Annotated in this window: 11 protein-coding genes; 4 read left to right on the forward strand and 7 right to left on the reverse strand. The window is 52.8% G+C overall.

The window, feature by feature from the left end; genetic code table 11:
- Window positions 1–162: 162 nt before the first annotated feature.
- From EH198_RS04335 to EH198_RS04350, 4 genes are all read right to left on the reverse strand, one after another.
- Entirely contained in the window at window positions 163–972 is an 810-nt protein-coding gene (locus tag EH198_RS04335; protein WP_124694279.1) for an SDR family oxidoreductase, read from the reverse strand.
- Between the two features lie 235 nt (window positions 973–1,207).
- Entirely contained in the window at window positions 1,208–2,074 is an 867-nt protein-coding gene (locus EH198_RS04340) for a transglutaminase family protein (RefSeq protein ID WP_124694280.1), read from the reverse strand.
- Complete coding sequence (locus EH198_RS04345) at window positions 2,071–3,024, reverse strand: alpha-E domain-containing protein (RefSeq protein ID WP_124694281.1); 954 nt, start codon at window positions 3,022–3,024, stop codon at window positions 2,071–2,073. Before EH198_RS04345 ends, EH198_RS04340 begins: the two co-directional genes overlap by 4 nt.
- 42 nt (window positions 3,025–3,066) lie before the next feature.
- The gene (locus tag EH198_RS04350) at window positions 3,067–4,530 is read right to left on the reverse strand and encodes a circularly permuted type 2 ATP-grasp protein (RefSeq protein ID WP_124694282.1); all 1,464 of its coding nucleotides are present in this window, start codon (window positions 4,528–4,530) and stop codon (window positions 3,067–3,069) included.
- Between the two features lie 361 nt (window positions 4,531–4,891).
- Here EH198_RS04350 and EH198_RS04355 point away from each other — a divergent pair, with 361 nt between their 5' ends.
- Complete coding sequence (locus EH198_RS04355) at window positions 4,892–5,416, forward strand: YfiT family bacillithiol transferase (protein ID WP_124694283.1); 525 nt, start codon at window positions 4,892–4,894, stop codon at window positions 5,414–5,416.
- Window positions 5,417–5,512: 96 nt separating this feature from the next.
- Here the strand turns inward: EH198_RS04355 and ftsY are convergent, their stop codons facing one another.
- A complete protein-coding gene (ftsY, locus tag EH198_RS04360; RefSeq protein WP_124694284.1) occupies window positions 5,513–6,514 on the reverse strand; it encodes a signal recognition particle-docking protein FtsY in 1,002 nt (333 codons plus the stop codon).
- A gap of 42 nt (window positions 6,515–6,556) precedes the next feature.
- The gene (smc, locus tag EH198_RS04365) at window positions 6,557–10,126 is read right to left on the reverse strand and encodes a chromosome segregation protein SMC (RefSeq protein WP_124694285.1); all 3,570 of its coding nucleotides are present in this window, start codon (window positions 10,124–10,126) and stop codon (window positions 6,557–6,559) included.
- 219 nt (window positions 10,127–10,345) lie between these two features.
- Here smc and fdhD point away from each other — a divergent pair, with 219 nt between their 5' ends.
- From fdhD to hydG, 3 genes are all read left to right on the forward strand, one after another.
- Entirely contained in the window at window positions 10,346–11,161 is an 816-nt protein-coding gene (fdhD, locus tag EH198_RS04370) for a formate dehydrogenase accessory sulfurtransferase FdhD (protein WP_124694286.1), read from the forward strand.
- A 126-nt stretch (window positions 11,162–11,287) separates the two neighbouring features.
- The gene (hydE, locus tag EH198_RS04375) at window positions 11,288–12,346 is read left to right on the forward strand and encodes a [FeFe] hydrogenase H-cluster radical SAM maturase HydE (RefSeq protein WP_124694287.1); all 1,059 of its coding nucleotides are present in this window, start codon (window positions 11,288–11,290) and stop codon (window positions 12,344–12,346) included.
- Window positions 12,347–12,454: 108 nt separating this feature from the next.
- Window positions 12,455–13,876, forward strand: a complete 1,422-nt coding sequence (gene hydG / locus EH198_RS04380) for a [FeFe] hydrogenase H-cluster radical SAM maturase HydG (protein ID WP_246014090.1) — start codon at window positions 12,455–12,457, stop codon at window positions 13,874–13,876.
- A gap of 72 nt (window positions 13,877–13,948) precedes the next feature.
- Here the strand turns inward: hydG and hydF are convergent, their stop codons facing one another.
- Complete coding sequence (hydF, locus tag EH198_RS04385) at window positions 13,949–15,217, reverse strand: [FeFe] hydrogenase H-cluster maturation GTPase HydF (protein WP_124694289.1); 1,269 nt, start codon at window positions 15,215–15,217, stop codon at window positions 13,949–13,951.
- Between the last annotated feature and the right edge of the window lie 30 nt (window positions 15,218–15,247).

The raw sequence follows: 15,247 nt of genomic DNA on the forward strand, positions 1-15,247 counted from the left end.
AAATTTAATACCCTCAACCTTGTCACCTCTCAGGAAAAAAATAACATACTTCCAACAGTTTATCATTTTTTCCCATTTCCCGCCGCAAAAAAAATCCGCATACTCCGGAACGGGTCCGGAGAACACGGATCATAGTAGCAATATGCTGCAATTTGTTTTCCTTTAAGTCAGAAGTGATTCAGCGCCATCAATTACGATATGCGCTCCGGTAATATGGGACGATTCATCCGATGCGAGAAAGCATACGAGGTTAGCCACATCCTCCGGCTTGCCCGGCCCGTCGGCCAGCGGTTGCTGTCCTTCCGGAAATTCGATCGGAATCACAATCGATTCCAGCTCTTCGTTCGGTTCAGTGCTTTCGTCGATGTTCGTGGAAATAGCCCCGGGAGAAACGACGTTCACCCGGATTTTGAATTTGGCCAGCTCCAGAGCGGCCATTTTGGCAAAGGCCACCTGCCCCGCCTTAGTCGTGCTGTACGGCGAGAAGCCGAAACTCGCAAACCGCCGGTTGCCATTGATGGAACTGGTAATAATAATGCTCCCTTTTCCTTTGCTCTTCATATGGGGGATAGTGTATTTCAAAGAGAGAAACGTTCCGGTAAGGTTGACCGACAGCGTGCGCTGCCAGTCTTCGATGCTCAGCTCTTCGATCGGACCAATGGAACCGTTGATTCCCGCATTGGCAAATACGATATCCAGACCGCCGAAATGCTCCACCGTTTTCCGAACCGCCGCTTCCATCCGCTCGGGGCTTGAGGTATCCACATCGACGGCGAGCGCACAGCCTTCGCGTATCCGGTTCAGCTTCCGCTCCACAACGGAGGTACGGTCGTTCACCAGATCAAACAGGGCGATATTGGCGCCTTCACGGGCCATCTGAATGGCAGTCGCTCTGCCGATGCCCGAGCCCGCTCCGGTAATTATCGCTGTTTTTCCTGCAAAACGCTGCTTGGGTTCAGTATTAGGACTCATATGTAGGCTCTCCTTCCGTTTTCATGTAAATAGTGACTCTGTCTCAAGATTACCCAAAGGAGCCTCCCTTTTAATCATTTCAGGTAAAAAAGGTTCCTTCCAAACTCAAGGTTCAGAGAAGGGTGTCCTACTATTTTCTCCGAAAAAGACAAATCAAAACAGCCGCCTCCGGTTATTAACCGAAAGCGGCCGTGACAGCTGAGACGCCGTGGCTTATGTGACGTTTTAACCCCTATTAATTGTCCAGTAACCGCACATCCACCGTGACTTCCAGATTGCCTGAGGCTCCTCGGTAAACGCCTTTGACCGGCACAATATCTTTGTAATCGCGCCCATGTCCCAGCTTTACATAACGCCAGTTCACTTCCACGTTGTTGGTTGGATCGAAGCCGAGCCAGCCGCTCCCCGGGATATGCGTCTCGACCCATGCATGGGAAGCCTGTTCAAAATCGGCATTGCCGCCCTGAAGATCGCCCACAAAGTGATATCCGCTCACATATCTCGACGGAAGTCCGACGCTGCGGCAGACCGCGATCATAAGATGAGCATAGTCCTGGCAGACGCCGCGTTTGAGCTTTAGCGCTTTTTTAACGGTCGTATTGACGCTCGTCGCTTCGGGATCGTAGGTGAACTGCTCATAGATGGTGGAGGACAGCCTCTTGGTCCATTCGTATAAATCCTCCGCTTCGTCAAAAGGGTGCTGGGAGGCGAATTCCATCAGCTCCGGCGTTACCTCCGTATAGCGGGTCGGCAGAATATACTCGATATAACGGTTCTGGAATTCCTCTTCCTTTATCCGTGTGATCTGATCTTCCAGTGCCAGCTTCGGCAGATCACGGCGTTGGGCCCTGTCTTCCGTTACGACCGTTGCGCGGGTATGAATGACCATCTCCGTATGCGGTTTGTTCACTGAATAGGCGTGCACCCGGTTTCCGAAGAAATCTTCATAAGTAAGCAGATTCGCCGGCGGAAATATGTCCACTTCATGATGGTAGCAGGATTGCCGGTAATTGGTTCGCGGAGTGAGCCGGATCTCATTGACACTGTCCGTCACGGGCTCCGGATAAGTATACCGGGTCGTATGGTTGATTTGAATTTTCATATTTTAATCCCTTCTTGCCGAAAAAAAGCAACCTCCATCGTTCTCCCCAGCTTCTGGCAGGATGACTTCAGCGACTCCAGCACCTGGTCCACCAGCTGCCCGGCGATATCTTCCTTTTCCATATAATCAAGCTCCGCCCTGATCTTGCCCGCCTGGCGGATTACCCGTTCATAACCTTCGCCCCGGTCGGGAAAATCAATTTCGATATTCGCCAGATGCTCTTCCAATTGATTAGCCGCAAAGCGGACGGAGCGCGGAAAAGCGTTGTTGGTAATCAAAAATTCCAATATGCATTCAGGAGACACCGCATCCGCGAAAAATTTGCGGAACGCCTGGTACCCGCTGACCGATCTCAAAACAGCCTGAAGCTGGGTATAAACCGCGGACTGTTCCTTGTCCTGGCAGGAAGAGGTTACGGATTGAAGAATGCGCACGGTATTCTCCGCGCGTTCCAGAAAGCGTCCGCTTTCGATAAACCGCCACTCATTGGCCCGCAGCATAACCGACTGCTCGGCTCCGAGGAACATGGCCGCCCGTTCTTTAATCTGCTGGTAGAACTGATGAGGGCTCTTCATAATGTCGGCAACCGAGCGGTCGCCGAGCCAGAGGTTAAAGCTGTTGGCGATATCCCACAGCTCGCTCGGAAGCTGCTGGCGCAGGGTGCGGAGATTGTTGCGCGCATGATGTACGCACGAATACAGAGAATTCGCATTGCCGAGATCCAGCGTGATAAAGGACAAGACATCCTGCTCCGAAAAGCTTTCAAACTGCTGCACATATTCATCTCTGGCGCCGATCGCATCAATCAGCCTGGACCATTTATGCCCTTCCTCCCGAAAATCCTCTTCCTGCTGAATATGATAATGAACATCGATCAATCTTGCATGATTCTCCGCTCTTTCCATATAACGGCCAATCCAAAATAAAGCTTCCGCGTTGCGGTTCAACATCTACCGTCACTCCCTCGTCCTTATATTAATGCGTTCTTTTTGTTAGGACATGACCCAGGTATCCTTGACTCCGCCACCTTGAGAGGAATTCACCACAAGCGAGCCTTCCTTCATCGCCACGCGCGTAAGACCTCCCGGAATGACATGAGGCTTGCGGTCCGCCCCCATCAGTACAAAAGCTCTCAAATCGATATGCCGGGGGCTCATCGTGCCTTCAGACAAAATCGGCGCTCTCGAAAGAGACATGATCGGTTGGGCGATATAGCGGTCCGGTTCAGCAAGAATTTTAAGCCGGAATTCCTCCCGCTCATTCCTGCTTGCCTCGCTTCCGATCAGCATTCCGTATCCACCGGAAAGTGAGGTTTCCTTGACAACCATTTCTTCCAGATTATCAAGCACATGCTGCCGTTCATCCGGTTTGGAAAGGAGATAGGTGGGAACATTATTGAGGATCGGTTCCTCTTTCAGATAATAACGGATCATCTCCGGCACATATACGTACATGGCCTTATCATCAGCGACTCCGGTTCCCGGAGCGTTGGCAATAGCCACATTGCCGGCGCGGTATGCATTCATAAGGCCCGCAACACCAAGCAGCGAGTTGGGATCGAAGGCAAGCGGATCGATATAGTCGTCGTCGAGCCGGCGGTACAGCACGTCCACGCGCTTAAGTCCGTTCATTTCTCTCAAATACAGTTTATGATCCTGAATGACCAAATCTCGTCCTTCCACAAGATGAATTCCCATTTGCTGGGCCAGGAAGGCGTGCTCATAGTAAGCGGAATTGTATACGCCTGGGGTCAGTAGAGCAATAACGGGATCAGACGTGCGAGAAGGCGAAAGGCTGCGAAGTACAGACAAGAAGCGGTTGATGCTGTGTTCCACATCCCGGATGGAGCTCGAGAAAGACAGCTCGGGGAACAGCTGGTTCATCAAAGATCTTCCTTTAAATAGGTAGGAAAAACCGGAAGGCGTGCGGAGGTTGTCCTCCAGTACATAATAATTCCCGTCGTTGTGCCTGATTAGGTCGATTCCCGACGTGGTTATATAGGCTCCGCCAGGGACGCGCAGCCCTGTCATTTCCGGGCGGAAATAACAGTTGGAGATGACCATTTTGCGGGGCACGATGCCGTCTTTGACGATATATTGTTCGTGGTAGATATCATGAATGAACAGGTTCAGCGCCGTCACGCGCTGGATAATCCCTGCTTCAAGCTTCTCCCACTCATCCTTAGGGATAATCCTCGGAATCATATCAAAGGGGATGGTCCGTTCCATGGGATGGTCCTGAGCCGGGTTGTACAGAGTAAAGGTAATGCCCTCCTCCATCATCCGCCGCTGCATTAAATGTTGTTTGGTCTGCAGCTCTTCGGGGCTCATTCCGGCAAACATGCGGTTTACATGCTTATAATGAGGGCGGACGCTGCGTTCACCATCGAACATTTCATCGTAAAAATGATGCAGCGGATACGGAGACAGACCGGGCAGTGGATCAAGTTTAGACATGAGCCCGACTCCTTTCGAAATAATGTAATGTTTTTTAACAAACCATACTTATAATTAATCCAATATCAATAAAATAATTCAATCACATTTTCATAATACGTAAACCCTCTGGATCATGTCAATATATATAACAACGGATTTGATAGACTGTCATTTTATCATGCTCTGTATGCGTTTCCTTTATCTGGGATGGAGCGCGTTTGATAGTATTACAGACTAAATGGATGCGGGAGAGATATGCGTCTTTTCTATTGTGAATTTTTCATATGTTGTAACATTGGAATATGTGGATGGAATATTGTGGTTTTAGTTTGTTCTCTTTTAATTTATGATAGATATCAAACTGAAAGGATGTGAGTCCATGGACCGGCTTCGTTATCCGATTGGACCATTTGAGTCTGTAGAGAACCCGACTTCAAAACAGCATAAGCTTTGGATTGATGAAATCCTGGAAATCCCGAACCTACTCAGGCAGACTGTGAAAAATCTTACATTGGAGCAGTTGCATAATCCATATCGCCCCGGCGGATGGTCGGTTCAACAAGTCGTTCACCATATGGCCGATAACGATATGAACGCCTATATTCGTTTTAAGAGGGCGTTGACTGAAGATCACCCAATCTCCGGTTCTTATCGGGAAGATTTGTGGGCGGAGCTAAGCGACTATGCGGCACCGATTGAAATGTCCTTGATTCTTCTGGAATCCCTTCACAACCGCTTTGCCGTTCTGCTCCATTCCTTGCGCCCGTCCGACTTTCAGCGAACATTTACGAGCCCCACTCACGGACCAATGAGCCTGGAAACGGCCACTCACCGATATGCCTGGCACGGCAGGCATCATATCGCACAAATTGTTTCACTTAAAGAACGCATGGGCTGGACATAGAAATTATGTATCGGAGTGCAGGGAGATTGTAAAATAGTATAAAGAAAAGCGCCGGCATCTGACGGCGCTGCTGTATGTCGATATTTTTATTAAAAGTCAATCTTCCGGGTTCCCGTCTTCCTTCTCTTCGATAATCGCTCCGGAGAACAGAGCGTGAACGAATTGTTCGGAATCGAACGGCTGCAGATCCTCCATTTTTTCACCAAGCCCGACCAGCTTCACCGGAAGATTCAGCTCCTGGCGGATGGCGACGACAATGCCGCCTTTGGCCGTTCCGTCCAGCTTGGTAAGGACAAGGCCTGTCACTCCGCTCTTCTCGCCGAACAGCTTGGCCTGCGCAAGCGCATTCTGCCCTGTCGTCGCGTCGAGCACCATCAGCACCTCATGCGGCGCGCCCGGAATCTCGCGCTGGATGACACGGAATATTTTGGCCAGCTCTTCCATCAGATTGCTCTTGTTCTGCAGCCTGCCCGCCGTATCGCAGATCAGCACTTCGACGCCGCGCTGCTTGGCGGCCTGAACCGCATCATACATCACCGCTGCGGGGTCGGAACCCGCGCTCTGCTTGATCACATCCACGCCTGCCCGCTGTCCCCATACCTCAAGCTGCTCGATGGCTCCCGCACGGAACGTATCGCCCGCAGCCAGCAGCACTTTTTTGCCCTCCTGCTTGTAGCGGTGTGCCAGCTTGCCGATTGTTGTCGTCTTGCCGACGCCGTTGACGCCAACGAACAGAATGACTGTAATGCCGTCAGGGTTCTCATTCAGCCGAACGTCATCGTCGCCGCGCAGCAGCTCCATTAGCTTGCGGGAGAGTATCGGCTGCAGCTCGGCTGCGTTCTCGATGCGCTGCTTCTTCACCTCGGTGCGCAGTTCATCCACCAGCGTCATAACCGTATTAACACCGACGTCGGCGCCGATCAGAATTTCTTCCAGCTCTTCGTAGAACTCCTCATCGATTTTTTTGCGGCGAATCATCAGGTCGGATACTTTCTCCACGAACCCTCTGCGGCTCTTCTCCAGACCTTCCCGGAACTGCTTCGTCACACTTTCCGTTTTGCCGGAAATGCTTTCTTTCAATTTCTTAAAAAAACTCAATCTTCTTCCTCCGTTCATTTTATGAAATGGCTATACGCCAAATTATGCAATCTCCGCTTCTTCATCTTCCAGACGCACAGAGACAAGCTTGGAGACGCCGCCTTCTTCCATCGTTACCCCGTAGAGCACATCCGCCTCTTCCATCGTTCCTTTACGGTGGGTCACAACGATAAACTGGGTCTGCTCCGAGAATTCACGCAGATATTGGGCAAACCGGACCACATTCGCCTCGTCCAGCGCAGCCTCCACCTCGTCCAGCACACAGAACGGTACCGGCTTCACCTGCAGGATCGCGAACAGCAGCGCCATTGCGGTAAGCGCGCGTTCGCCGCCCGACAGCAGCTGCAGATTTTGCAGCTTCTTGCCCGGAGGCTGGGCGACGATGTCGATACCCGTATCCAGCAGATTGTCCGGGTCCAGCAGCATCAGATCTGCCCGGCCACCGCCGAACAGCTTGGTGAACACCGTGCCGAACTCCCTGCGGATGGCATCGAATGTCTGCTTGAACCGCTTGGACATTTCTTCTTCCATCTCGCGGATGACCTGATACAGCGTGGTCTTGGCTTCAACGAGGTCGTCCTTTTGCTCGCTAAGGAACGTATAGCGTTCATGCACCCGCTGATACTCGTCCACGGCGCCCAGATTCACCTCGCCAAGCGCGGAAATGCTCCGTCTTAGTTTCTGTACTTCGGCCTGTGCGGCAGGGACATCCTCCGGAACGGGGTAGCGCTGCTTGGCCAGCTCATAGCTCAGCTCGTAATCATCGCTCAGCTTCCGTAAAATGTTATCAAGCTCAACGTCCAGCCGGCCTACGGAAACCTCCGTCGCGCGCAGCCGGTCATCCACCGCTTTCAGCGCCTGCCGCTGTTCCTTCGTTTCGCCTTCCTCCAGCTCCAGCTTTCGGGTCAGCGATGTCCGTTCCGCCCGGGTATAATCCAGATTCTCAGCCGCTTCTTCCTTTTTGAGACGGTATGTGTTCAAATCTTCCTGCTGTTTGACGGCTTCGGCGGCATTGGTATTCAAATCCTGCTCAATCGTCGCGAGTAAACTGCGGTTCTGCCGCAATTCCTTATCCTGTGAACCGGCGTCGGCCTTCAGTCTCCGCAGCTGTTCCTCCAGCGAAAAAATCTCCTGATCCAGCTTGCCTTCCGCTACCTTCATCCCGGTCAGCTTGCCTTGAAGCTCTTCCCTCTCGGTCTCGCTCGCCTTACGCAGCGATTCCGCATTCCGGATCGCTTCATGGGCGGCTTTTTCCTCCGCTTCCAGCGAAGCCAGTTCGGCCGCGGCCTGCTCCCTGGTCTTTTCCAGCTGCTTCGCTTCATCAGCGAATCCGCTTCGCTCCGCTCCTGCGCTTTCCACCTGCTCCTGCACATGGCGCAGCTCCTGCTCCAGCTGTCTCAGATCGCCGGCGAGCCGCTGCTCCTCCAGACGCTTCTCGTCCCCTCCGTGGCGAAGCTTCTCCAGCTTGTCATTGGAGTCCTCCTGCTCCTTCCGCAGCCGGGCGATGCTGGCTTTCAGCTTGTCGATCTGGCGCTCGGTTTCGCCGATCTCCTCTTTCAGCTGATCCAGTTGGCGTTTGCGTCCAAGGAGACTGGAATTCTTCTTGTGCTGGCTGCCTCCGGTCATCGAACCGCCGGCATTGACGACATCGCCCTCCAGGGTAACGACGCGGTAGCGGTACTGGCATCTGGCGGCGATTTTGTTCGCCTGCTCCAAGCTTTCCGCAATGACGACATTCCCAAGCAGACTGCCGACTATGCTGGCATACTTTCCGTCAAAGCCGACCAGCTCGGAGCCGATTCCCACAAATCCGTCCGCACCCTCAATCATCCCGCGGTCGCTGCCGGAAATCTGGCGCGGCCGGATGACATCGAGCGGAAGGAATGTGGCGCGGCCAAGCTGCCGCTGCTTCAGAAAAGAAATGGCCTGTCGAGACACGGCTTCGTTGTCCATAACGATATGCTGCAGCGAAGCGCCCAGCGCGGTTTCGACAGCCGTCTCCAGCTTCTCGGGAACGGAGATCAGCTCGGCCACAGCGCCGTGAACGCCGCTGAGCTGCCCCTTGCGTGCGCCCTTGAGCACTTCTTTGACGCCGAGCATGAAGCCGTCGAAGTCATCCTGCATTTCCTTCATCGTCTCATGGCGGGAGACCTGCGCTTCCCGCTTCTGTTCCCATTTGCGAAGTCCCGAGTGGGCCTCGTCAAGCAGCTTTTGCCGGGCAACCGAGTATTCGCTCTCGGTGATGTAATCTTTGCGCAGCTTTCCAAGTTCTTTGCCAAGCGCCTCGATTCCGTTCTTCAGCTTGCCCTGCTCCCGCAGAAGCTCCTCATGCCGTGAAGTCCACTTGCCGCTCTCTTCCTCGCTGCGGTTCATCCGCCGCTCCAGATTTTCCTTCTGCTGGTCGGCGTAGCGGATTTCGTTGCGCGCCTGCGCCATTTTGTTCATGAGCTCCAGTAGCGCGCTCTTCAAGCTTTCCTCTTTGCTCTGACTGAGCCCGTCCGTAACGCCCGACAGCCTGGCTTCTTCGTCCTTCAGCTGCTTTCGCAGCTCCGCGAGGCGTAGCCGGGTCTGTTCCAGATTGTTTTCGAGACCGCTCAGCTCGCGTATCCGGTCTTCCGAGCGCTCGCCGACGGAACCGATGGCCTGAAGCAGCTGCTCCCGGTTATTTTCCAGATGCCGTCTGCGCTCCTTCAGCAGTTCGCCGTAACCTTCACTCTTCTCAAAAGCTTCACTGTACCGCAGCAGCTGCTCCTGAAGCTTCTCGATCTTTTCCTCCAACTGGCGGAGTGCGGCTCTTCCGCTCTCCAGCTTAGCGTCATGGGCCGTTACGACCGTCGACAATTGAAGCTGCTCGTCCCGCAAAATCTCCAGCTTGGCATTGCCGTCCTTCCATGCCTCATGAATCCCCTCGATCTGATGCACATAGACGGATATTTCCAGCTGTTTCAGCTGCTCTTTCAGTTCCTTGTAACGGATCGCTTTCTCGGACTGCTCCTTCAGCGGGCCAATCTGATCCTCCAGCTCGCTGATCAAGTCGTGGATGCGCAGCAGATTCTGCTCCGTCTCATCCAGCTTGCGTCCCGCATCCTTTTTGCGCAATTTATATTTAACGATCCCCGACGCCTCTTCGAAAATCCCCCGCCGGTCTTCGGACCGGGTGCTGAGAATTTCCTCAATCCGGCCTTGTCCAATAATGGAATATGCCTCGCGGCCGATGCCGGTGTCCATGAACAGCTCCGTAATATCCTTCAGCCTGCACGACTGCTTATTGATCATATACTCGCTGTCTCCGCTGCGATGGACCCGCCGGGTCACCGTCACTTCGCTGAAGTCCAGCGGCAGCGCATGGTCCTCGTTGTCCAGCGTCAGCGACACTTCGCCATAATTGACAGCCTTGCGGGCATCGCTTCCGGCAAAAATAATATCTTCCATCTTGCCGCCGCGCAGCGATTTGGCGCTTTGTTCGCCAAGCACCCAGCGGATGCCGTCCGAAATGTTGCTCTTGCCGCTTCCGTTGGGTCCAACGACAGCCGTAATGCCGCGCACGAACTCCATCTCCGTTTTGTCGGCAAACGATTTAAAGCCAGCTAATTCAATCCGTTTCAAAAACATACGTCGCCAGTCACCTCCGCCCCATTATACCATAGCGTTCCATACCCACAAATAGAACGTTGCAATGAAGGAACAGGATGAAGAAATAGAGCTGGATTGTGAAATATAAAATTGACAATTATTGCAATAAGTGATGTAGTAAAGTTGGTCCAATTACTATTTTCTTCTATTAAAGTTATTTTTCTATATTTAAAATCTTCATTAATAAGGGTGATGAAAATGAAGCGGGGACCTGAACAGCAAGGACACATTATTCGTTACCGGCAAGGCCGAATCACCAGAGAACCGGATCTCATTGTGACGGAGCATCCGGTCACACTCAAGATTAACGGCGAAGAATTCGTGACTCTGGTATGCACCCCCGAATACATTGAAGACATGGCAATCGGTTATTTGGCCTCTGAAGGCATCATTCGGGGAATTCAAGATATTAAAGAAATGTGGATGCAGGAAGAAGAAGGGTACGTACACATCTCCACTGAACGCTGGAATGAGCTTCACCGCCAGCTGTATGCCAAGCGTTATGTCACTTCCTGCTGCGGTGCAGGCCGCCACGGGTTTGTATATGTCAACGATGCAAGAACTGCCAAAATCATGGACGGCATTCATGTCTCTTTATCCTTTAAGGATTGTTTTCGCCTGATGGAGGAAGTGCAGACCGGTGCGGAGCTGTTTCACCGAACGGGCGGGGTCCACTCCGCCGCGATTTGCGATACCGATGGAGTGCTGCTCGCCCGCAGCGACATCGGCCGCCATAATGCGCTAGACAAGATTTACGGCCACTGCCTAAGACACGAGATGAACCTGGACGACAAAATCATCGTGTTCAGCGGCCGTATTTCATCGGAAATTCTGCTGAAGGTCGCCAAAATCGGTTGTGAAATCATTTTATCCAAATCCGCTCCGACGGCGCTGGCCCTTGAGCTGGCTGAACAGCTCGGGATCACGACAGTCGGTTTCATCCGTCAGGATTCATGCAACGTGTATACACGCCCGGACCGTATCAGCGATTGTTCGCTCCTGATCAATAATTGAACAAACCTGCGATTTCAAGCAAAAAGCTCACAGTTCTTCTTTTTTACTTTTGTTACATTATTTACATGTGATTGCAAGAAAGATGCACCTGTTCAGCTTGGGGAGGGATGTTCAACGGATTATTTACTGGATCGTTTATATGCGCAAGAATCCTTGGATTCCGACGAAATTGTCTACTTGCTTGATAGATTGGACGAGGAATCCCGAAGGCGGCTGCATACTCTTGCCCATCAGAAGCGGGTGGCCTATTACGGAACAGTGGTGTATCTGCGGGGGCTCATTGAATTCTCCAACATCTGCAAGCAAAACTGCATGTACTGCGGGATACGCTCCGCCAATAAGACAGTCAGCCGCTATCGGCTTCAGCCCGATGAAATCTTGGAGTGCTGCCGGGAGGGTTACGATTTGGGCTATCGCACCTTCGTTCTGCAGAGCGGAGAGGACGATTGGTACACAACGGACAAGCTGGCTCGCCTGATTGCTGACATCAAGCGCCGCTATCCGGATATCGCGGTGACGCTCTCGATAGGCGAACGTGACGATGAGACGTACACCCGATTATTTGAAGCGGGTGCGGACCGTTATTTGCTGCGTCATGAGACAGCTTCCCGCAGACTGTACCAGGCGCTTCACCCGACCATGACTTTTGAGAATCGGCGGGACCGCTTGCTTGCCCTTAAAACGATCGGCTATCAGGTCGGAGCCGGGTTTATGGTCGGATTGCCCGGACAGACGCACGAAGACTTGGCCGAGGATTTACTGTACCTCAAGGAGCTTAATCCGGACATGATTGGCATCGGCCCTTTTTTGCCGCATCAAGCTACACCTTTAAAGGACGAGCCGGCCGGAACCTTAGAAGCCTCACTTGATATGATCGCACTTGCGCGACTGTTTGTGCCGAACGCCTTAATTCCAGCTACCACAGCGATGGGAACCGTCCATCCGTATGGGCGGGAACTCGCATTAAAAGCGGGTGCAAATGTAGTCATGCCTAATCTGTCCCCGCTGTCCGTTCGTCCGAAATATACTTTATACAACAATAAAATTTGTACAGGAGATGAATCTGCGCAGTGCAGATTCTGTCTGGAGCAGCGGATTGAGGGCGCCGGCTTTCATGTCGATATGGGCCGAGGAGACAGTCTGAACTGGTTGTCGAGCCCTCCGGCGCGGCAGGGTGATCTTTGAGAATTAAAGGTCATTTGTGACCTGTCGTTTGTCTTGTAATTTCACAGGAAGGCAATCGGGCGAAGTTCAGCCTTCTATTTTGCCATTAATGAACCCAGAAAGAAGTGGATGTTCGTGAACCGAGTGAATGAGCGCCGTACGGCGGATTTTATTCAGGACGAGGAAATCAAGGAATCGCTGCAATACGGGGAGGAGGCAGTATACGACAGCCAGATCGTTAACACAATCCTGGACAAAGCAAGAAAGTGCAAAGGCCTGACTTCCCGGGAAGCGGCGGTGCTGCTGCATGTTAATGAGGACGAAACACTAGAACAGCTGTACCAGGTATCCAGGGAGATCAAGGAACGGATATACGGCAACCGGATCGTCCTGTTCGCCCCCCTCTATGTCAGCAACTACTGTGTCAATAACTGTGTCTACTGCGGATACAAGCATTCCAATTCCGAGTTTGTACGCAGCCGTCTCACTCAAGATGAAATTGCCCAAGAGGTCCAGGTACTACAGTCACTTGGCCATAAACGGCTTGTCCTTGAAGCGGGTGAAGACCCTCACCATTGTTCCATTGACTACATCCTGGAATGTATCCGGACCATATACGACACCAAGCTCGACAATGGCAGTATCCGGCGGATTAACATCAATATTGCCGCCACGACGGAGGAAGAATACCGCAAACTGGCGGATGCCGGGATCGGAACCTATATTTTATTCCAAGAGACTTATCACAGACCCAGTTATCACAATTACCACCCACAGGGACCCAAAAGCGATTATGACTGGCACACGACCGCCATGGACCGGGCAATGAAAGCCGGCATCGATGATGTTGGCATCGGCGTCCTGTACGGACTCTATGATTATAAATACGAGACCATAGCAATGCTGAAACACGCCGAACATCTGGAGCAGACATTTGGCTGCGGGCCGCATACGATCTCTGTCCCCCGCCTGCGCGAGGCGGAGAACGTGAATCTGGACAATTACCCCCATCTTGTGGGTGACCGCGATTTCGCGAAGATTGTCGCCGTATTGAGAATGGCCGTACCTTATACAGGAATGATCCTGTCCACACGTGAAGATCCGGAATTCCGCGACCAAATCATTAAACTGGGAATCTCACAGATCAGCGCAGGCTCAGCCACCGGCGTTGGCGCGTATAGCGTCAATAAAGGCAAAGACGACAAGCCGCAGTTCACAGTCGGCGATCACCGCTCTCCTATGGAAATTATCAAAAACCTGTGCCGGGACGGCTATGTTCCCAGCTACTGCACCGCATGTTACCGGGAAGGGCGAACGGGGGACCGCTTTATGCAGCTGGCCAAATCGGGGCAAATTCACAATGTATGCCAGCCGAATTCCTTAATGACCTTCCAGGAATACCTGCTGGATTACGCCGACGACGAGATGCGTGCCATTGGCGAGCAGACTATTCGCGATAATCTGGAGCGTATCCCCAAGGAATCGGTCAAAAAAGCAACGATAAAGCAGCTGCGGCGCATCCGGGCAGGTGAACGGGACCTGCGGTTCTGACAAACAGGCATCATAAAAAGCACCCGGAACCTGTAACAAGGAACCGGGTGCTTCCATTTAACTGACCCTTCTTTAAATCCCCTCATCCGCCCAGGCCAGCATCGCGGACGGGAACATTTCAATCGCCCTTGGGAATACCCCATGGACATAGGCAATAAACACGCCATAATTGACAATCGGGACCCCCGCAACCCTGGCTTCCTCCATTCGCTGCAGCATTGCTCTGCGATTCAGGATGCAGGCTCCGCAATGGATGATAAGGGAATACTGTTCCAACCCTTCCGGAAAATCACTGCCGGCGGCATGCTCGATTTGAAGCTGCCTGCCCGTCTTTTCCCGCAGCCAGCGGGGAATCTTGACGGTGGCAATATCATCGGATTGCCGATGATGCGTACAAGCTTCCGCAATCAGCACCCGGTCGCCGTCACGCAGGCGGCTGATCGCCCTCACCCCGCTTACAAGCCGGGGAAGATCGCCTTTATAGCGGGCGAACAAAATGGAGAAGGAGGTTAACGGAACATCCTTCGGGGTATCGGCTTGGGCTTTCAGGAACGCCTGCGAATCTGTGATCACCAATCTAGGCTTGCGCCCCAGTGCGGCCAGTGTATGCCCGAGTTCCTGTTCCTTGGTCACCACAGCTACCGCATCGCATTCCATAATGTCGCGAATGGTCTGCTGCTGCGGCAGAATCAGCCTCCCTTTGGGCGCGGCCTTGTCGATCGGGACAACTAGCACAGCCAGGTCACCGGGACTTAACAGATCGCCGACGATCCGGAACTTGTCTTCTCCCCTGGGCAATGCGGCTGCAATTGCCGTCTTTAATTCGCCGATTCCAAATCCCGTGGCTGCGCTTAAACAAATCGGCTTGCAGCCAAGTACGGCTTCCACTCGTGCCGCCGCCGAGTCGGCCTCTCCTTCATCTCCTTGCGCGGTAAGCAAATCGATTTTGTTTAAAAACACAATCGACGGAATCTCTCTGGCGGCAATCGTCCGCAGCAGCTCCAGCTCAAATTCGCAGGCTCCATGGACGGCATCTACCGCAACCAGCGCCAGATCCGTTTTGTTTAGAATCCGCATAGTTTTGTGTATACGCAGCTGCCCCAAATCGCCAACGTCATCCAGTCCGGCTGTATCAATAAGTACCACCGGGCCTACCGGCAGCAGCTCCATCGGCTGATAGACAGGGTCGGTGGTCGTACCGCTCACCGGGGAAACAATTGAGGTCTCCTGCCCGCCAAGCGCGTTAATCACACTCGATTTACCGGCATTGCGCCGCCCGAAGACGGCAAGGTGCAGTCGCTCTCCGCGTGGTGTATCGTTCAAGCTCTCGTTCAAGCTCATTATGTGCTCTCCTTCGCTTTCCTCTGCCTC

The organism is Paenibacillus rhizophilus, assembly GCF_003854965.1.
Taxonomy (GTDB): Bacteria; Bacillota; Bacilli; order Paenibacillales; family Paenibacillaceae; genus Paenibacillus_AQ; species Paenibacillus_AQ rhizophilus.

Excerpts from the sequence above, each read along its gene's own strand:
- EH198_RS04340 (WP_124694280.1), bottom strand. The coding sequence starts at position 2,074 with ATGAAAATTCAAATCAACCATACGACCCGGTATACTTATCCGGAGCCC.
- EH198_RS04350 (WP_124694282.1), bottom strand. The coding sequence starts at position 4,530 with ATGTCTAAACTTGATCCACTGCCCGGTCTGTCTCCGTATCCGCTGCAT.
- fdhD (WP_124694286.1), top strand. The coding sequence starts at position 10,346 with ATGAAGCGGGGACCTGAACAGCAAGGACACATTATTCGTTACCGGCAA.
- EH198_RS04335 (WP_124694279.1), bottom strand. The coding sequence starts at position 972 with ATGAGTCCTAATACTGAACCCAAGCAGCGTTTTGCAGGAAAAACAGCG.
- hydF (WP_124694289.1), bottom strand. The coding sequence starts at position 15,217 with ATGAGCTTGAACGAGAGCTTGAACGATACACCACGCGGAGAGCGACTG.
- EH198_RS04355 (WP_124694283.1), top strand. The coding sequence starts at position 4,892 with ATGGACCGGCTTCGTTATCCGATTGGACCATTTGAGTCTGTAGAGAAC.
- hydG (WP_246014090.1), top strand. The coding sequence starts at position 12,455 with ATGTTCGTGAACCGAGTGAATGAGCGCCGTACGGCGGATTTTATTCAG.
- smc (WP_124694285.1), bottom strand. The coding sequence starts at position 10,126 with ATGTTTTTGAAACGGATTGAATTAGCTGGCTTTAAATCGTTTGCCGAC.
- EH198_RS04345 (WP_124694281.1), bottom strand. The coding sequence starts at position 3,024 with ATGTTGAACCGCAACGCGGAAGCTTTATTTTGGATTGGCCGTTATATG.